Here is an 18,074-nt window from a genome sequence, read left to right on the forward strand (position 1 = left end):
GGTGAGTGCCGCCCCCGCCCCGGCGTCCCGCCGCGCGCGGTCGTCCCGGGCCTCGTCGTGTCGCGGTGTGTGCTCGCGCGCCGCGTCCTCCCGGGCCCGGTCCTCCCGCGACGCGTTCTCCTGGGCGGGGTCCTCCTGGGCGGGGTCCTCCTCCGGCGCGGGCGGCTCCTGGAAGACGGCCCGGTAGCCGGCGTCCTCCCACAGGGCCTCGTGCCGGCCCGTGGCCCGGACCCGGCCGTCCTCCAGCCAGACCACCAGGTCGGCGCGGGCGGCCGTGGCCACCCGGTGCGCCACGACCAGGCGGGTGCGGTCGCCGAGGCTGCCGGTGAGGGCGCGGGCGACCTGCCGCTCCGTCGCCGTGTCGAGGCTCGACATGGCGTCGTCGAGGATCAGCAGCCGCTCGGCCTGGGCGAACGCCCGCGCGAGGCCGATCCGCTGCGCCTCGCCCCCCGACATGGGCGCGTCCGCCACCGGGGTGAAGTAGCCGAGCGGTAGCCGCCGGACGAAGGGGTCGGCGCAGGCCGCCCGGGCCGCCTCGAACGTGCGGCGGGCGTCGTGGGCGGGCTGCCCGAAGGCCACGGCGTCGCCCAGGGTCTCGCCGAACAACGCCGGCCGCTCGAACGCGTACCCGACGGCCCGCCGCAGCTCCCGCCGCCCGATCTCCGGCAGCGGCACCCCGTCGAGCAGCACGGTCCCCCGCTCGGCGTCCACGAGGCGGCCCGCCACCGCGGCCAGCGACGACTTGCCCGACCCGGAACGGCCGACGACGGCCACGCAGGCTCCGCCCGGCACCACGAGGTCGACGTCGTGCAGCAGCGTCGCCCCGTCCTCCGCCCGGACGGTGACGCCGCGCAGGTCCAGCCGGCCCGGGCCGGGCGGCAGCGGGCGGGAGCCGTACGACGGGGGCGGCACGGACAGCAGGCGCTCTATGCGCGCGGCGGCCGAGCGGGCCCGGGCCAGGCGGGCGGCGTACCCCACGGCCGAGCCGAGGCCGGCGCCGAGCACGACGTAGCGGGCGGCCGCCAGCAGCTCGCCCACGGTGAGGCCGCCGGCCGACAGCCGCAGCCCACCGACGGCCAGCACGGCGGTCTCCAGCAGCGGGACGACCACGGCCGCCTGGACGCCGGCCCGGGCCTGGAGTCGCCACAGGTCGAGGCCGTGGGCGCGCAGGCGGGGGAGCGGGGCGAGCACCCGCCGGGCCTCCCGCTCCTCGACACCGGCGGCGGTGATCGTGCGCGCGCCGGCCAGCGCGCCGACGAGGCGGGCGGCGATCTCGCCCTGGGCCTGCTGGTAGCCGCCCGAGGCGGCCGTGGTGCGCCGGACGAACGCCCGCAGCACGCCGACGATCAGCAGCAGCCCGGCGACGAGCGTCGCGGCGAGCCAGGGGTCGATCAGGGCGAGCGCGACCACGCTCCCGGCGGACGGGACGACGAGGGCCGCCGCGGTGACCACGGCCTCCGGGGTGCGCCCGGCCTCCTCGACGTTGACGCCGGCCCGGGTGACGATCTCGCCAGGGGCGGCGTGCCGGGTCATGGCCGTGCCGACGGCGAGGGTGTGCGTGACGACCCGGCGGCGCAGCCACAGGGCCGAACGGGCGCCGCTCACGCCCGAGGCGAGGACGCCGGTCGCGTCGCAGGCCGCGACGAGGGCGACGAGCAGGGCGGAGACGGTCAGCCACCGGCCGCTGCCGGGGCCGCCCGCCACGAGCGCGTCGAGCGTGCGGCCGAGGGCGAGGGGGAGGAGCAGTTCGGCGGCCGCGCCGAGCAGCGCCGTCGCGGCGAGGGCGGCCAGCCAGGGACCGGCCTGCCGTACGGCCCTGATGACGAGCAGATCCGCCGGGGACACGCCGTCCTCACCTCCTCCCTCGACGAGGTCCCGGCCGCGGCGAGGGCGGGCCGGAGACGAGGAAGAGCCTGGGCGGCCGCCGAGGCCGCCCAGGGCTCCCTGAATATCACTAGTTGCCGCAGAGAACGCTGAGGCTGCTGTTCTCGTGCGGGGTGCAACCGAGCAGGCTCAGGTTGCTGCCGCCGCCACCACCGCCGGTGGGGGCCTCGAGGGTCTGCAGGTCGAGGAGCGCCATGACGTTCACCTCCTTCCCGTGCTGGTCGGGACATGAGACCCGGCGGCGGTACGCAGGGGCCCCTGCGCCTGGGACCGTCCGGGGGGCTCGAGGAACGGGAGGCTCACCGGCTCGTCGTGCAGCGCGGTGCCGAGCGCGAACAGCACGCCGGCGCTCCCTGTGGCGAAGTCCATGGAGAGGCGGAGCAGCTGGGCCCCGGGGAAGGCCAGCCCGCCGCCGTAGGGGATCTCGTGCCAGGCCAGCAGCCGGATCTGCTCGGCCGCGGCCTCCCGGTCGGGCCGGATCCCGTGGCACAGGCAGGCGATCATGCCGGCCCGGCCCGCGAACAGGCCCGACTGGATGTAGTAGGAGAGCCGGCCGACCGGCCGGATGGCGGCCAGGGCCTCGGCGAACCGCCCGTCGTCCCGGTGCGCCAGGTAGCGGTCCAGGACGAGCCCGATGCCCGCCGACCCCTCGTCCAGGTACGGGTTGGTCCGCCAGCCCTGCTGCACCTGGAGCTGCCCGTCGTCCCTGGTCACGCAGCGGCGCAGGTCCTGCCGGAGGGCGGTCGCCGCGAGGTCGAGCAGCCCGGCGTCGCCGGTGCGCTCGTAGGCGTGCAGGAACATCAGCGCCGGGCCCGACGAGCCGTGCATCAGCCCGGCGTGCGGGTTCGCGCCGCCGCTGACCTCCGGCACGTCGTCCGGGCCGCCGAGGCGGCCGGCCACGGCCTCGACGAGGCGGTCCGCCTCCTCGCGGAAGCCGGGCTCGCCCGTGGCGTCGTGCAGGTGGAGGAGGGCGAGGGCGACGCCGGCGAGCCCGCCGTAGAGGCTGAGGTCGAGATGCTCCCAGCTCTGCCGTCCGCACAGCTCGGCCACGTCGAGCGCGTCCTGCCGCCGTCCGAGCGCCTCCAGCGCGTACGCCACGCCGTGCAGGCCGTTGTAGAAGCCGATGCCGGGACCCGGCTTCTTCGCCCGCCTGACGAGCCACTCCTCGTGCTCGGGGAAGCGCCCGGCGCCGGTCGCGGCGAGGGCGTGCAGCACGCCGGCCGCGCCGTTGGCCAGGCCGACCCCGCCGCCCGGCTCGAACTGCACGATGTCGCCGGGGAAGAGCCGGTCGTCCCGCCCGGGCGTGGCGGAGGCGAGGATCGCGGTCGCGACGGCGTCCCGCAGGGCCGGCCAGTCGCGTCCGAGCGGGCTCGGCTCCGGCTCGGGCGGCTCGTGGCCGAGGATCGTCCGGACGGCGTCGCCGACCAGCCGCGGCTCCACCGGGAACGTCTCGGCCACGAGCCGGCCGATCCCGGCGGCCTTCGGCCGGTGGAGCGGCAGCATCATGGTCGCCATAGGGGCGAACATCCCGAGGTGCAGGCAGGCCAGCGCGTACTCGTCGGCCTCGACGCCGAGGCGGTCGGGCGGCGGGGCGAAGCCGGGGTTGGCCAGCGTGGGCCGCCGGCGCTCCTCGGCGAGCGAGGACACCTCGAAGTCGATCAGCACGACCCGCTCGCCGGCCACCAGGACGTTGAAGGGGTGCAGGTCGCCGAAGACCACGCCGCGCCCGTGCACCGCGGAGACGGCCCGCCTCACCCGGGCGAGCATCCCCGTCGCCCATTCCGTGTAGTGGGCGACCATGCGCGAGGTCAGGTCAGCCCGGGTGAGGGGGTGCTCCTGGGCGACGAGCTGGCTCAAGGTGGTCCCGTCCACGTACTCCTGGACCAGGAAGTGGTGCTCGCCGAGGGTGAAGTAGTCGCGGAGGGCGGGCACGGCGTCGAGGCCGTCGAGCCGCCGCATGATGTCCGCCTCGTGCCGCAGGCGGCTGACCGCGTCGCGGCCGGCGGCGTCCAGCCCGGCGTGCGGGCGGCCCTCCTTGAGCACCACCTGCGCGCCGTCGCGCACGTCGCGGGCCAGGTACACGCCGCCGCCGTTCGAGAAGTGCAGCACGCGTTCGACCCGGTACGGCAGGCCCTCCAGCGTGACGGCGTTGCGGGCGGCCACATGGGACTCCAGGAAGGCGGGCAGGGGCACCCACGCGGGCAGGGCGAAGCCGGGGCCGCGCACGTCCGGCACCAGCCGGCCCTCCGGATCCTCGATCGCGAGCACGCGCTCGCCGTTCTCGCCGGCGCAGTGGCGCTCGGCGAACCCGCCGTACCTGACGAACAGCGGGCCGGGGCCGTACCGCAGGTCGCTGAGGATGTACGGCCCCTCGACGCCGTCGAGGATCCCGGCGAGCTCCTTCAAGACCAGTTCGAGCTGGGCCTCGTCCACCGGGTAGATCGTCACGAGCTTGCCGCTGGACCCCCGGAAGGCGTACTTCGAGTTCTGCATCAGCATCACCCGCCGGCCGCGGAGGAACTTGAAGGCCAGCCCGCGGAGGACGCAGTAGTCCCACGCCGCCGAGATGACCCGCTCCGCGTCGTCCGCGCGGGAGGAGATGTGGATCTTCCAGCCCTGGGTGGGCAGGTCGGCGCCGGCCGGCGCGTAGTGGAGCCACGTGTCGGTCGCCAGGTGCGCCCACCCGCTGGGTACGGGCCGCTCGGCGACGGTGAAGTCGGGGTGCTCCGCGCGCTTGCTGTCGAGGGTGTCGTAGAACAAGGGATCTGCGAGGCAGTAAATCTCGTACTTACTAATCACCAGATGTCCCCTTAGGCCGGTCACATCAAAGAATTCCGGAAATGGAGGCGTGAGCCTAGTTACGCCCGTCAACGGCCATATATGGGATCTTCACATAAGGAACCGTGATCCCGGTCACGGGTGACGGGTGATCCGGTTCACGGGCACGGCTGTGCGCTTATCTGTCAATTGCGAGGTCAATGCCGGTGCGCCATTCCCGGCAGGCCGTGTCGCATTCCTTTATGTAATACCGGCAGGTTGGGTAGGAAAATGGCTTCGTGCCGGCCCGTATCAGGGGAGCGATGCGGGTCTAGCGAGCCGGCCGGGCGGGGATCTCCGCGATCAGGCGGAACCAGCCGTCCGGGTCGAGGACGGTCCCGACCATGCCGTTCACGGCCGCAGCGCGGCTGCGCAGGCTGTCGATGCCGCGTCCCTCGCCGGCCGGCGCCGTGGGGTCCGCGCCGTCGTTGGCCACCACGAGCGACACCAGGCCGCCCCGCACCGTCACCTCGATCGCGCACAGGCTGGCCCGGCTGTGGCGCAGCACGTTGGTGACGGCCTCCCGCACCATCACCGCGAGCACCGCGTCGAGCTCGGGCGGCAGGTCCCCGTCGTCGAGCTCCACCTTGCAGTCGGCGCCGTACGCCTTGAGCACGGCACGGGCGTTCGCCAGCTCGGAGGCCAGCGAGATCTCCTGGTACGACCTGGTCACGTCGCGGATGTCGGTGGCGGCCTGGCGGATCGAGCGCAGGGCGTCGGCCAGGGCGGCCCGCACCGGGGAGTCGTCGTCGGCCAGGCGGTAGGCGATCTCGCACTTCAGCGTGGCCAGCCACAGACGGCTGCTGACCAGGTCGTGGACGTCTCTGCCGAACTGCTCCCGCGCGTCGAGGGCCGCCTGTCTCACGGCCTCGGCCTGCATGGCCCGCAGCCGCCGCAGGCGGCGCAGGAGCAGGGCCGCGCACAGCAGCGCGCCGAGCAGTGAGAGGACGGCGAGTATCGGGGAGCTGGGCAAGTGAGGATCCTCCAGTCATCCTCGCCGGAAGCTCGGCCTCGCCTTTCGGTACACACGCTAGATCCTGGCATAGAAATCTAGAAATATGGCCACTCGCAGCGTGTCGAATTCTGTTCTATTCCGCGCGGCCCTTGGATGTGCGCGTTGAATCGGGGCCAGCGAAATTCGAATTCCGGCCATGAACATCACATGACCTGCTCTCACACCACGCCATTGCCCTGTGTGAACCGATGTCTCACCCGTGTCCGGCCGGGGCGCGCGGCGGGGGGAGCGGAGGAACGGTGGCGCGGAAGACGGTGCGTGGCCTTGAGGCGCGGGCGCGACCGGCGGCATATAGACCGGGCGCGCGGCGGTCAGGCGAGGGCGCGGACGGCGGCGCGGAAGACGGCGGGGAGCCGCTGGGCCGCCGGGACCACCAGCCGCGCGCAGGCGGGGTGGCGGCGCGCCTCCAGCAGGGCCGCCGTCAGCAGCCGCGAACGCAGCGACAGCCGCCGCCAGGCCGCCTCGTAGGCGTCGGGACGGCCGTCCCGCAGGCACCGCACCAGCGCCCCGGCCGACAGCAGCGCGAGCGACAGCCCCTCGCCGGTCAGGGCGTCCACGTAGCCCGCCGCGTCGCCGACGAGCAGCACCCGCCCGGCGACCCGTGACCGCACCCGCTGGCGGAGCGGCCCGGCCCCCCGCACCGCAGTGGCGGCCGGGCCGTCCAGCCGGGCCAGCAGGTCGGGGAACTCGGCGAGGTGCTCGTCGTAGCCGCGCCGCCGGGTGCTCAGGACGGCCACGCCGACCAGGTCGTCCCCGACCGGGGTGACGTACGCCTCGCCGCCCGGGGCCCAGTGGACCTCCACGAAGTCGGTCCAGGGGGCGATCCGGTAGTGGCGGCGCAGTCCGTACCGGCGCTGCCCGGACACGGGCAGGCCGAGCCCGAGGGCGGCGCGCACGGGGGAGTGCAGCCCGTCCGCCGCCACCAGCCAGCGCGCCTCCACCATCTCGGATGACCCCTCCCGCGCCATGCGCGGGAACCCCTCCGATGCCGTGCCCGGGAACTCCCCCCACGCCGTGCCCGGGGACCCCTCGCGCGCCCCGCCGGGGAACCCCTCCAACGCTCCGCCCGGGGACATCTCGCGTACCGCGCCCGGGGACTCCTCGCGCGCGCCGTCAGGGCCGTCCGCCTGGGATGCGCGCAGGCGACGGGTCTCCTGCCGGCTCTCGACGCCGGCGCGGGCCGGCCGGCGCAGGGTGACGGCCACCCGGTCCGGCTCCTGGCGCAGGCCGTCCACCCTGCCCCGCACGACCCGGACACCCGTCTCCTCGGCCCGCAGGAGCAGGGCGGCGTGCAGCGCGGTGCGGCGCACGCCGAGGCCGGGGCCGTCCCGGAACAGGGCCTGCGCCCGGTGCGCCCCGTCCACGTAGCGGATGCCCCGGAACGGAACGCCCTGGGGGACCGTCACGCCCAGGTCCCGCAGGGCGGCCGCGCCGGTCGGCATCAGGCCCTCGCCGCAGGCCTTGTCCAGCGCGCCCGCGCGGGGCTCGACGACCACGGCCTCCAGACCCGAAAGCGCCGCGTGGATCGCGGTGGCCAGCCCCGCGGGCCCGCCGCCCGCCACCAGGACGTCGATCACGCCGGCGTCTCGCCGGAAACGGCGGGGGAGCGCCCCGGCAGGCCGGGCTCCCGGGCGAGGGCGGCGAGTGCCGCGTTCTCGCAGCGCAGCCGGACGACCATGAGCGGGACATTGAGCAGCGTGAACGCCACGGCGGTGATCCACGCGGTGTGCACCAGCGGCAGCGCCGCGCCCTCGACCGCCACCGCCACATAGTTGGGGTGCGGCAGCCAGGAGAGCCGGTACGGCCCCCGGCGCACCAGCGGCAGCCCAGGCACGACGACGACCTGCGTGTTCCACTGGGGTCCCAGCGTCGAGATGCACCACCAGCGCAGTCCCTGGGCGGCGGCGACCAGCGCGAGCATTGGCCAGCCGAGGGCGGGCACGAACGGCCGGTCCGCCAGCCACACCTCCAGCAGGCACCCTACGAGCAGCCCGGTGTGCAGGACGACCATGTAGGGGTAGTGGCCGCGCCCCGACAGGACCCCTCCCCGTTCGAGGCTCCAGCGCAGGTTCCGCCGGGCGACGACGAGTTCGGCGAGCCGTTCCAGGCCGACGAGCGCGACGAGCAGCGTGTACCAGGGCGACACGACGTCCTCCGGTCCCTACCAGCGCAACAGGACGAGTTCCGAGCAGAAGCCGGGGCCCATCGCCATGAGCAGCCCCGGAGTGCCGGGCGGCGGCGGCCGCAGGGCGAGGGTGTCCCGCAGCACGTGCAGCACCGACGAGGACGACAGGTTGCCGATGTCGGCGAGCGAGCGCCACGTCAGGTCGAGGGCGCCCTCGGGGAGCCGGAGCGTCTCGGCGACCGCCTCCAGCACCTTCGGCCCTCCGGGATGGCACACCCAGGCGGTGACGTCGTCACCGGTCAACCCGTGGTCGGCCAGGAAGTCGCGCACGTCGCCGCCCAGGTGGGCGCGGACCACCCCGGGGACGCCGGGGTCGAGCACGACGCGGAACCCGGTGTCCCGGACGTCCCACCCCATGACGCGTTCCGAGCCGGGATAGAGCCTGCTGCGGGTCGCCACGACCGCCGGCCCCGCTCCGGAAATGCCCTGGTGGTCGTCGCCGAGCGCCACGACCGCGGCCGCGCCGTCGCCGAACAGCGCCCCGGCCACGAGGTTCGCCATCGAGGAGTCGTCGCGCTGCAGGGTGAGCGAGCACAGCTCGACCGACAGCAGCACGGCGGCGTGGCCCGGCCAGCCGCGCAGGTAGTCGTGGAGCCGGGCGATGCCGGCGGCGCCCGCCACGCAGCCGAGGCCGAACACCGGCACCCGCTTGACGTCGGGGCGCAGGCCGAGGCGGTTCACCAGGCGCGCGTCGAGCGACGGCGTGGCGATCCCCGTGACGGACGTGCACATGATCATGTCGATGTCGGCGGGGTTGAGGCCGGCGGCGTCGAGGGCGCCGGCCACGGCCTCGGCGCCGAGGTCGAGGGCCGCCTCGATGAAGATGTCGTTCGCGGCGCCGAAGCCGTCGAGCTTCCCGTACTGCTCAAGGGGGAGGACGAGGTTGCGGTGGCCCACGCGGGCGCTCGCGTGCAGCCGGTCGAGGACCCGCCGGTCGGCGCCCGCCGGGAGGCACACCCGGGCCACGGTGTCCGTGATCTCTGCCTGCGTGTAGCGGTTGGGGGGAAGAACACCATGGACGGCCGCGATTCGCGTCATTCGACATCCCCCGGGCAGGTGACAGCAGTCACTATCCCTTTTGCCCGTCTTGGCGTTCCGCATGCCTCATGCGCCGCACGCGTCCTCCCGGTCTACTCTCGTCTGGTGACGGACAGCGGGACCGCGCGCGACAGCGCTCTGGGCCGGGAGCGGCGTCGGCCGTCGCGGGCCGTGGCCGGGCTCGCGCTCGCCTGCCACCCCGGGCCGGCCGTCGCGGTCACGGCCCTGGTCACCGCGCTCGCCGCGATCGGCGGACGCGGCGCCGCCGGCCTGCCGGTCGTCGTCGCCGCCGTCCTCACCGGCCAGCTGTCGGTCGGCTGGTGCAACGACGCCGTGGACGCCCCGAGGGACGCCGCGACCGGCCGCACGGACAAGCCCATCGTGACCGGGCGCGTGGGCGCCGGCACGGTCCGGGCCGCCGCGTTCGCCGCGCTCGCCCTCTGCGTGCCGCTCTCGCTCGCCTGCGGCGTCGTCGCGGGCCTCGTGCACCTCGCCGCCGTGGGCGCCGCCTGGGCCTACAACCTGCGGCTCAAGAGCACGCTCCTGTCCTGGCTCCCGTACGCCGTGGGGTTCGGGGCGGTTCCCGCGTTCGTGGCGACGGGGCTGCCGGGCCGTCCCTGGCCCGCCTGGTGGGCGGTGCTCGCCGGCGCGCTGCTCGGCTGCGGCGCGCACCTGGGCAACGTGCTGCCGGACATCGCCGGAGATGTCGCGACGGGGGTGCGCGGCTGGCCGCAGCGCCTCGGCCCCCGCCGGGTGCGGGTCCTGCTGCCGTTGCCGCTGCTGGCCGCGTCCGTCCTGCTGGTGCTGGCGCCCCCGGGGCCCGCAGGGCCGGTCAGATGGGCCGCGCTCGGCGTCGTCTGCCTGTGCACGGCGGCCGGGGCGCTGCTCGGAGGGCGCTCGCCCCGGGTGCCGTTCGCCGCCGCCGTCGCGGCCGCCGCCGTGGACGTCGCGCTCCTGGCCGCCACCGGGACGGGCGTCCTCACCACGTCCTGAAGCCGGCGGTCAGCCCGATTCGGCGGCCCGCCGCGCGGGGACGGGCGGCAACGCCCGCGCGCCGAGGACGGCGAGCGCCGCGCCGCACACCACGACCACGGCGAGCTGGCAGGCCGCGATGAGCGTCATCGCCCGGCTGACGGGGTCGGCCACGGAGAGGTTCAGCGCGTCCGCCCGCGCCGGCAGGACGGGCACGGTGAGGATCGCGAGCGCGACCGGGACGGCGGCCGCGTGCGTCCCGGCGGAGCTGAGGCGCCCGCGGACGTACGCGACGCCGGCCGCCACGAGTCCCAGGCAGGCGAGGCCGGGCGGATCGAGCAGCGGGGCGGCCGACGCCCAGACCCGGGGGTCGGCGCCGCTCGCGAGCACGGCGAGTCCCGACGCGAGGGGAAGCAGCGCGAACACCAGGCCCACGGAGGCCACCGCGACGGCGGGCGTCCGGAGGGCGAGCCGCTCACGCGGCGCGTCCCGGTGGAACCCGGCGCCCAGCAGCAGGACGGTCGCCGCGCCCAGGGGCCACGTCGGCGGGACCAGGTCGGTCAGGTCGCCGTGCGGCGCCCGCGCGAGCACGGCCACGCCCAGTGCGACGTGCAGGACGAGGGCGAGGGCGGCCGCCTCCTTCGCGAGCCGCGGCCGGGCGAGGGCCAGCGCCGCGAACGCCGCGGCCCAGAGCAGCGGCGACAGGCCCGCCGCCAGACTCCACGGCCACGCGGCGCCGTCCGGCGGGGAGGCGGCCCGCGAACCCGGTCCGGCGACGTCGTCGACCAGGGACGAGATCGCGAACGCGACCCCCAGCACCGCCCAGTAGGCGAGGGCGAACGTCGCGGCGAGCCGGACGGCCTGCCCCCACGCGGCCGACCGGGCCGTGGAGCTGGGGCCGCCCAGCCGGACCCGTACGGCGAGGGCCGCGACGCTCGCCACCTCCGGCCAGCGGGGGCGGGCGTCGTCCCCGGCCCCCGGCGAGCCCTCGAGGAACGCGGCGACCATCTCCTCCTCGCGCCCCTCCCGGTAGGAGGCGGGCAGCAGCCGCAGCACCCAGCGGTAGCGGTCCTCCAGCAGGCTCACGATGCCACCTCCCCGGCCGCGCGGCGCGGGCGGGCCGCCCGGGTCACGCGAAGCCTCCGGCGTACCGGTGCGCGCAGGCGCTCGCTCGCCCCGGTCACGCGGTACCTCCGGCGTACCGGGCGCGCAGGCGCTCGCTCGCCCGGCGCGCGTTGGCCGCCAGCCGTGCGGCCTCCTCCTGGAGGGCCAGGGCCCCCTCGTCCGTCAGGCGGTAGTAACGGCGCAGCCGCCCCTGGCGGACCTCCTCGCGGTCGAGCGCCACCAGCTCGTCGGCGGCCAGCCGGTCGAGCACGCCGTACAGCGTGCCGATCTTGAGCTGCACCCGTCCCTCGGAGAGCCGCTCGACCTCCTGCGCGATCCCGTAGCCGTGCCTCGGCTCGTCGACCAGCGCGGTGAGGACGAGGAAGGCGGGTTCCGTCATCGTCATGACCCCAGGATATATCGGTGGGCAGGATATTCAACGGGGCCGGATATCGCGGGTGAGGACCCGGTAGCCCGCCTCCCGGAACACGACGCGGTAGCCGTGGCCGAGCAGGCTCCTGACCCGGGCCGCCTGCTCCTCGCGCGACGCGAAGGGGAAGGTCCGGCGCCGCACGTCCGCGACCACCCACGGCGCCCACCGCGGGGTCCGGTCCCACAGCAGGGTCCGCGTACGGGCCGACAGCGCGGGGGCCAGGTTGTCGGACGCCTCCACCAGCACGCCGTCCGGCACGGCCGCCACGGCCCGCGCCGCCGCGAGCGTCCGGGGCGTCCGGGCGTAGAAGGCGGGCGACAGCAGCGCGCCGAAGGCGAAGAACGGCACCCCGGCCAGGCAGACGGCGAGCGTGAGCCCGGCCCACCACCTGACCGCGACGTCCGGCCGGGGGAGACGGCGGGCGAGGCGCCGCGCGCCGTCCACGCCGCCCGCGAAGGCGACCACCACGACGAACGCGTTGTAGTGGTAGTGGAGGGACCACCAGTTGGGGAACCCCGACGCCAGCATTCGTTCCAGCAGCGGCGGGAGCAGGGCGAGGGTGATCGGGGACAGCAGCGGCGTGAGCAGCGCCGGGGCCACCAGGAGCAGCGCCGTGGCCGCCTTGGCCGGCGGCGTCGCGAGCAGGGCCAGGGCGTCACCGGGGTGCGCGGCCGCGTGGGCGACCGCCTCGCCCGGCCCGCGGCCGAGCGGCCCGTACGCCCAGTAGTAGCCGGGCCGGCCCCCGGCGGCGGGGATGAGCACCGACGTCGTCAGCCACACGGCGGCCGCGCCCGCCGCGACGAGGAGCGCCCCGGCGCGCCGTTCCCCGCGCCTGGTCAGGAGGACCAGCCCGATCCCGGCCACCAGCAGGCCCATGTCCTCCTTCACGAGCAGGAGGCCCAGTGCGGCGGCGGCGGCCATGCCCCGGCGGCCGGCCTGGTGGCGTTCGAGGGCCGCGGCCGTGAGCAGGGGCACGAACGCCACCTCGTGGAAGTCGAACGCGACGGCCTCGGCGACCGGCCACGACAGCGCGTACGCGACGGCGGTGGCGTACGCCGCCCACCGCGCGGCGGGCGTCCCCCCGAACGCCCGATGGGCGTAGGCCCACAGGAACGGCACGGCCAGGGCGAACAGGACGGCCTGGGCCACGAGCAGGGTCCGCGGCCCGTCGTGCAGGCGGTAGAGCGGCGCCAGCGCCGCCAGGACCGGCGACCAGTGGTCCCCCAGCACCGAGAAGTGCGGCCCGAACCCGTTGTGCACGCCCTTCAGGGGAGAGATCGGTTCCCCGAGGCGTGAGTATCCCCGGACCGCCTGGTCGAAGATGACGAGGTCGTATGCGCCGGCGCGGAACCGCGCGAAGGCCACCAGCGACCGGAACGCGTACAGGGCGGCCGCGAGCGTCGTGACGAGCGCCACCGCGACGGCGTCCCGCCGGTCCGTGAAGGGCGGCCGCGTGTCCCCGGGCATCCCTCTCGTGAATTGTCGGAGGCTGGGCAGGCCCACCGTATCGGGCCGCCTACCTCACGTATCCGCTGATGACCACGCCGTTGCCGACCCCGTACGGTCACGTGACCGTTCCACCGCCCGGCCGCCGGCGGGTGAAAGTTTCAGCCCCGTCCCGGGGGATCGGGCGCGAGGCGGGGGCGCCTTTGACGGGCGGCCGGACCGCACGGATGATCCGGAGGCGAGCACCGCTGGGGCGGACTTCCATCGGACTTCCATCTGGCTTTCGTCGGGCCAGCCACACACGAGGTGAGCCGTTCATGAGACTTCCCAGGGCCGGCGCGTGGGCGCCCGCGGCCGCTCTCGCCGCCGCGCTGCTGACGGGCGCCGCGGCACCCGCCGCGCTCGCGGCGACCCTCTCGCACTCCGCTGCGGTCGCTGCGCCTCTCGAGCGCCCCGCGGCGGTCGCTGCGCCTCTCGAGCACCCTGCCGCGGTCGCTGCGCCTCTCGAGCACCCTGCCGCGGTCGCTGCGCCTCTCGAGCACTCCGCGGCGGTCCTTCCGCACTCCGCGGCCGCCGGGGTCACCGACGGGCCGTCCCCGAGCGCGTCGCCCGGCGGGGACGTGACGCCGCCGTCCCGGCCGTCCGGCATCACGCTGTGCCCGCCCCCGGTCCCGGCCGGGGACACGCGCGGCGTGGTGGGGCTGTGCTGGAGCGCCTCGACCGACGACGTGGGCGTGACCGGGTACGAGGTCTACCGGCTCGACACCGGCGGGTTCGTCAAGGCGGCGTCCCCGACCGGGACGATCACCGTGATCAGCGGGCTCATCCGCAGCCGGGTCTACACCTTCTACATCGTGGCGAAGGACGCCGCGGGCAACACCAGCGAGCCGTCCGCGCTCGTCAACGCCACCGCGGTGACCGGCGTGTACGTGTCCCCCACCCCCACCCCGGGGGACACCACGCCGCCGAGCAGGCCGGCCGGGCTGCGCGACGGCTGCGCGTACGACTTCCGGGGCACCTCGTTCTGCTGGAACCCCTCCACCGACGACGTGGGCGTCACCCGGTACGACGTCTACCGCCAGACCGCGACCGGATACCTCAGGGCGGGCACCACGACCTCGCCGTTCTTCGTCGAGGGCGGCCTCGTCACCGGGCGGACCTACACCTACTTCGTCGTCGCCGAGGACGCCGCCGGGAACCTCAGCCTGCCGTCCGACCTGCTGGCGGCCCTGGCGCGGGAGGGCTTCCCCACCCCGAGCCCCTCGCCCAGCCCCACGCCGACCCCCACGCCGACCCCCACGCCCCAGGGTTGCGCGGTGACCTACGCCGACACGTCCTGGAGCACCGGGTTCACGGCCTCCGTCACGATCACCAACACCGGGGCCGCCCCGATCGACGGGTGGACGCTGCGCTTCGCCTTCCCGTCCACCGGGCAGCGGCTCACGCAGGGCTGGTCGGCCACCTGGTCGCAGTCCGGCTCGGCCGTGACCGCGGTGAACATGCCGTGGAACGCGGTGATCCGGCCGGGGGCGTCCGTGCAGATCGGGTTCAACGGCGCGCACACCGGCGCCGACCCCCATCCGGCCGCGTTCACGCTCAACGGGACGGCCTGCTCCACCGCCTGAGCGTTTCCCGCCCGGGGAGGCGGGCAGGCACGACGCATGCCTCTGCTCGACAACACGCTCACCTTGTTGCTCGAAGGCTACGCGTGGCTGCCCGCCCTCCGGCGGCGCTCCGAGAGCGACGTGGTGCACACCCGCGTGATGGGTCAGCGGGCCTTCGCCCTCCTCGGCCCCGACGCGGCCCGCTTCTTCTACGACGAGGACCACGTGCGGCGCGCCCCTGCACTGCCCGAGCCGGTCAAGAGCACGCTGTTCGGCCACGGCGCGGTGCACTCGCTCGACGGGGACGACCACCGCGCCCGCAAGGCGGTGTTCGTGTCGCTCATGACGCCGGAGCGGGTGGCCGGGCTGACCGAGGAGGTCGCGGCGGTGTGGGAGCGGACGACCGCCTCCTGGCCGGCGGGGCGCCCGGTGGTGCTCTTCGACGCGGCTGCCGGGATCCTCACCGAGGGCGTGTGCCGCTGGGCCGGGATCCCCCTGGACGCCTCCGAGGTGCCCGGCCTGGCCGCCGACCTCGTCGCCATGGTCGACGGCTTCGGCTCGCCGGGCCCCCGCCACTGGCGTGCCAGAGCCGCCCGGAGGCGGCGCGAGGAGTGGCTGGCCGGGATCGTCGAGCGGGTCCGCGGCGGGGCCGTCACCCCGCCGCCGGGCTCCGCGCTGGCCGCCGTCTCCGGCCACCGCGACCTCGGCGGGCGGCCGCTCGCCTCTCGGATCGCCGCCGTGGAACTGCTCAACGTCATCCGGCCCACCGTCGCCACCTCGTGGTTCGTGACGTTCGCGGCCCACGCCCTCCATCGGTGGCCGGCCAACCGGGCCCGGCTGGCCGGGGGCGACCCGGCGTTCGCCGAGGCGTTCACCCACGAGGTGCGGCGGTTCTACCCCTTCGCCCCCTTCGTGGCCGGCAAGGCCGTCACCGATCTCACCTGGCGCGGCGAGCACATCAGGGCCGACTGGCTCGTGATGCTCGACATCTGGGGGCAGAACCACGACCCCCGGCTCTGGAAGGACCCGTACGTCTTCGACCCCGGCCGGTTCACCGGCCGGAGGACGGGCGCGTTCGACCTGATCCCGCAGGGCGGCGGCGACCCGGCGACGGGCCACCGCTGCCCCGGTGAGCCGGCCACCGTCTCCCTGCTGGAGGACCTGTCCGTACGGCTCGCCCGGCTGGACCAGGCCGTCCCCGCGCAGGACCTGACCATCTCGCTGCGGCGCGTCCCTGCCCGGGTGGCGAGCGGGTTCGTCCTGACGCCCGGGGTCCGGGCCGGGACCGGGTCCCCCGCCGCGGCGGGGGACCGGCGGCCGCAGCCCTTGTAGCCTCGGCCTTCAGCCTCAGCCCTTGTAGTTGAACACCTGGCGCAGCGTGTGCCGGACCTCGACCAGGTCCTTCTGGTCGTCCATCACCTGGTCGATCGGCTTGTACGCCTCCGGGTGCTCGTCGACCAGGAAGGCCGCCCGGTCGGCGTTCCAGGTCCGGCCGCGCATCGCCTCGGCCAGCGACGCGGCGGACAGCTCACGCTTGGCCCGCCCGCGCGACATCCTGCGTCCCGCCCCGTGCGAGGAGGAGGCGTACGACGCGGGGTTGCCGAGCCCGCGGACGATGTACGATCGGGTGCCCATCGACCCCGGGATCACGCCCTCGTCGCCCACGTCCGCCTTGATCGCGCCCTTGCGGGTGATCCACAGCTCCCGGCCCAGGTGCGTCTCGCGCTGGGTGAAGTTGTGGTGGCAGTTGATCGTGCGGACCCGGGCGCCGCCGCCGGCGACCCGGAACAGGGCCTCGACGAGCGCCCGGTCCATGCGGGCCCGCGACGCCATCGCGTACCTCTGCGACCAGAGCATGTCCTCGACGTACGCGGTGAACTCGGGCGTCCCCTGCACGAGGTAGGCCAGGTCGGGGTCCTCGAGGCCGATGAGCTGCCGCTTCATCAGCTTCTTGGCGCCGGTGATGTGGGCGGTGGCGAGCTGGTTGCCGATGCCGCGCGAGCCGGAGTGCAGCACCGTCCACACGCGGTCGCGCTCGTCGAGGCAGACCTCGACGAAGTGGTTGCCCGAGCCGAGCGTCCCGAACTGGACCGCCACCGTCTTCTCCTGCTTGGGGGTGAGCGCGGTGTGCGGCCGGCCGAGCTCGGCCAGGGCGCGATCGGCCGCGCGGTCCTCGTGCCCCCTGCCGACGCCCGCCGGGATGCGCCGCTCCACGAGCGGCATGAGCGCGTCCAGGCTGTCGGGCAGGTCGGCGGCGGTGAGCGTCGTCTCCGTCGCGACCATCCCGCAGCCGATGTCGACGCCGACCGCGGCCGGGATGATCGCGTTCTCAGTGGGGATCACCGAGCCGACCGTGGCGCCGATGCCGACGTGCGCGTCGGGCATGAGCGCCACGTGCCCCGCCACGAAGGGCAGGCGGGCCGTCCGCGCGGCCTGCTCGACGGCGCCCTCGTCGATCTCGCTGGCCCACGACAGAAGGTTGTGCGCTACCTGCTTCGGCATGATGATCTCCTCGGTCGGTCGAGATCCACTGTGCCGACGTCCGCGTGGGATCCCAACCGATTATTCAACCGGCCCCGGGCCTCCCGGAATTCGATTGCGCCGGTCGGCGGACCCCGCCCATCATGCGGGGATGAGCGACGAGGCATCGGTGCGCGTGACCGCCCCGCCCGCAGCGGGCGTACGGCTGGCCTGGGCCGCGCTGCCCGCCGGCACGCGGGAGGAGGTGGAACGGCACCTCGGCGACCGGGTGGCGGAGGCGGTGAGCCAGCCCGGCGGATTCTCCCCGGGGGTGGCGGCCCGGCTGCGGCTGGCTGGGGGCGGCAGGGCGTTCGTGAAGGCCGTCAGCGCCGCCCAGAACCCGGACAGCCCCGCGATGCACCGCAGTGAGGCGCGGATCGCGGCGGCGCTGCCGCCCGGCGTGCCCGCGCCCCGCCTGCTCACGTCGTTCGACCGGGACGGCTGGGTGGTGCTGCTGTTCGAGGACGTCGAGGGGCGGACGCCCGCGATGCCGTGGGATCCGGCCGAGCTGCGCCGCGTGCTCGACGCGCTGACCGCGCTGGCCGGCGCCCTCACGCCCGCGCCCATCCCCGTGACCGCGGCGACCGACCGGTTCCGGGAGGAGTTCCAGGGGTGGCGGCGGCTCGGGGCCGACCCCGACGACGGCCTCGGCCCCTGGGCGCTGCGCCACCTCGACCGGCTCGCGGAGCTGGAGGCGGGCTGGCCGGTGGCGCTGAAGGGGGACACGCTCGCCCACGCCGACCTGCGCGCCGACAACATCCTGCTGGCGCAGGACGGGCGGGTGATGTTCGTCGACTGGCCGTGGGCCTGCCTCGCCCCGCCGTGGTTCGACCTGCTCGGCATGCTGCCCAGCGTGGCCATGCAGGGCGGCCCGCCGCCCGCCGAGGTCTTCGGCCCCCACCCGGTGGCGAGGGGCGCCGACCCCGATGCCGTGACGGCCGTCCTCGCCGCGCTGACGGGCTTCTTCCTGGAGCTCGGCCGCCGCCCGCCGCCGCCCGGCCTGCCGACGCTGCGCGCGTTCCAGCGCGCCCAGGGGGCCGCCGCGCTGGCCTGGCT

Annotated in this window: 15 protein-coding genes; 4 read left to right on the forward strand and 11 right to left on the reverse strand. The window is 75.5% G+C overall.

Annotated elements, in window-relative coordinates; all coding sequences use genetic code 11:
* The 7 genes from MPTA5024_RS00525 to MPTA5024_RS00550 form a co-directional block, all read right to left on the reverse strand.
* On the reverse strand, nt 1-1,845 hold a 1,845-nt coding region (locus tag MPTA5024_RS00525; RefSeq protein ID WP_063794599.1), incomplete at its 3' end, for an ABC transporter ATP-binding protein.
* A gap of 109 nt (nt 1,846-1,954) precedes the next feature.
* Nucleotides 1,955-2,080 carry a SapB/AmfS family lanthipeptide gene (locus MPTA5024_RS40525; protein ID WP_157099236.1) on the reverse strand — a complete coding sequence of 42 codons (126 nt, stop codon included), beginning with the start codon at nt 2,078-2,080 and terminating at the stop codon, nt 1,955-1,957.
* A 5-nt stretch (nt 2,081-2,085) separates the two neighbouring features.
* Nucleotides 2,086-4,683 carry a class III lanthionine synthetase LanKC gene (gene lanKC / locus MPTA5024_RS00530; RefSeq protein ID WP_157099237.1) on the reverse strand — a complete coding sequence of 866 codons (2,598 nt, stop codon included), beginning with the start codon at nt 4,681-4,683 and terminating at the stop codon, nt 2,086-2,088.
* A 289-nt stretch (nt 4,684-4,972) separates the two neighbouring features.
* Entirely contained in the window at nt 4,973-5,674 is a 702-nt protein-coding gene (locus tag MPTA5024_RS00535; protein WP_051457556.1) for a sensor histidine kinase, read from the reverse strand.
* Nucleotides 5,675-6,027: 353 nt separating this feature from the next.
* Nucleotides 6,028-7,293, reverse strand: coding sequence for an NAD(P)/FAD-dependent oxidoreductase (locus MPTA5024_RS43155; RefSeq protein ID WP_036318573.1), 1,266 nt, complete (start codon nt 7,291-7,293; stop codon nt 6,028-6,030).
* Nucleotides 7,290-7,862 (reverse strand): isoprenylcysteine carboxyl methyltransferase family protein, encoded by a 573-nt coding sequence (locus tag MPTA5024_RS00545; RefSeq protein ID WP_036318575.1) that lies wholly within the window; start codon nt 7,860-7,862, stop codon nt 7,290-7,292. Before MPTA5024_RS00545 ends, MPTA5024_RS43155 begins: the two co-directional genes overlap by 4 nt.
* Before the next feature lie 15 nt (nt 7,863-7,877).
* Complete coding sequence (locus MPTA5024_RS00550) at nt 7,878-8,939, reverse strand: type III polyketide synthase (protein WP_036318578.1); 1,062 nt, start codon at nt 8,937-8,939, stop codon at nt 7,878-7,880.
* Between the two features lie 105 nt (nt 8,940-9,044).
* On the opposite strand from MPTA5024_RS00550, the gene MPTA5024_RS00555 reads away from it, so the two are divergent.
* A complete protein-coding gene (locus MPTA5024_RS00555) occupies nt 9,045-9,932 on the forward strand; it encodes a UbiA family prenyltransferase (protein WP_232326089.1) in 888 nt (295 codons plus the stop codon).
* A gap of 9 nt (nt 9,933-9,941) precedes the next feature.
* On the opposite strand, the gene MPTA5024_RS00560 is transcribed toward MPTA5024_RS00555, so the two are convergent.
* The 3 genes from MPTA5024_RS00560 to MPTA5024_RS00570 form a co-directional block, all read right to left on the reverse strand.
* Nucleotides 9,942-10,997 carry a hypothetical protein gene (locus MPTA5024_RS00560; RefSeq protein WP_036318580.1) on the reverse strand — a complete coding sequence of 352 codons (1,056 nt, stop codon included), beginning with the start codon at nt 10,995-10,997 and terminating at the stop codon, nt 9,942-9,944.
* A 94-nt stretch (nt 10,998-11,091) separates the two neighbouring features.
* Nucleotides 11,092-11,421 carry a PadR family transcriptional regulator gene (locus MPTA5024_RS00565; RefSeq protein ID WP_232326090.1) on the reverse strand — a complete coding sequence of 110 codons (330 nt, stop codon included), beginning with the start codon at nt 11,419-11,421 and terminating at the stop codon, nt 11,092-11,094.
* Nucleotides 11,422-11,451: 30 nt separating this feature from the next.
* Nucleotides 11,452-12,915: a DUF2079 domain-containing protein gene (locus MPTA5024_RS00570; protein WP_051457557.1), complete on the reverse strand. Its 1,464-nt coding sequence runs from the start codon at nt 12,913-12,915 to the stop codon at nt 11,452-11,454.
* Nucleotides 12,916-13,514: 599 nt separating this feature from the next.
* On the opposite strand from MPTA5024_RS00570, the gene MPTA5024_RS00575 reads away from it, so the two are divergent.
* Both MPTA5024_RS00575 and MPTA5024_RS00580 read left to right on the forward strand, forming a co-directional pair.
* Nucleotides 13,515-14,519 carry a cellulose binding domain-containing protein gene (locus tag MPTA5024_RS00575; protein WP_232326091.1) on the forward strand — a complete coding sequence of 335 codons (1,005 nt, stop codon included), beginning with the start codon at nt 13,515-13,517 and terminating at the stop codon, nt 14,517-14,519.
* Between the two features lie 36 nt (nt 14,520-14,555).
* Nucleotides 14,556-15,830 (forward strand): cytochrome P450, encoded by a 1,275-nt coding sequence (locus MPTA5024_RS00580; protein WP_036318583.1) that lies wholly within the window; start codon nt 14,556-14,558, stop codon nt 15,828-15,830.
* Between the two features lie 15 nt (nt 15,831-15,845).
* Here MPTA5024_RS00580 and MPTA5024_RS00585 read toward each other — a convergent pair whose 3' ends face one another.
* The gene (locus tag MPTA5024_RS00585) at nt 15,846-17,000 is read right to left on the reverse strand and encodes an RtcB family protein (RefSeq protein WP_036318586.1); all 1,155 of its coding nucleotides are present in this window, start codon (nt 16,998-17,000) and stop codon (nt 15,846-15,848) included.
* Between the two features lie 130 nt (nt 17,001-17,130).
* Here MPTA5024_RS00585 and MPTA5024_RS00590 point away from each other — a divergent pair.
* The coding region (locus tag MPTA5024_RS00590) for an aminoglycoside phosphotransferase family protein (protein WP_036322649.1) at nt 17,131-18,074 on the forward strand (944 nt) is incomplete at its 3' end.

It is taken from the genome of Microbispora sp. ATCC PTA-5024, assembly GCF_000511135.2.
GTDB classification, from domain to species: domain Bacteria; phylum Actinomycetota; class Actinomycetes; order Streptosporangiales; family Streptosporangiaceae; genus Microbispora; species Microbispora corallina.

Excerpts from the sequence above, each read along its gene's own strand:
- MPTA5024_RS40525 (WP_157099236.1), bottom strand. The coding sequence starts at position 2,080 with ATGGCGCTCCTCGACCTGCAGACCCTCGAGGCCCCCACCGGCGGTGGT.
- MPTA5024_RS00550 (WP_036318578.1), bottom strand. The coding sequence starts at position 8,939 with ATGACGCGAATCGCGGCCGTCCATGGTGTTCTTCCCCCCAACCGCTAC.
- MPTA5024_RS00565 (WP_232326090.1), bottom strand. The coding sequence starts at position 11,421 with ATGACGATGACGGAACCCGCCTTCCTCGTCCTCACCGCGCTGGTCGAC.
- MPTA5024_RS00570 (WP_051457557.1), bottom strand. The coding sequence starts at position 12,915 with ATGCCCGGGGACACGCGGCCGCCCTTCACGGACCGGCGGGACGCCGTC.
- MPTA5024_RS00580 (WP_036318583.1), top strand. The coding sequence starts at position 14,556 with ATGCCTCTGCTCGACAACACGCTCACCTTGTTGCTCGAAGGCTACGCG.
- MPTA5024_RS00585 (WP_036318586.1), bottom strand. The coding sequence starts at position 17,000 with ATGCCGAAGCAGGTAGCGCACAACCTTCTGTCGTGGGCCAGCGAGATC.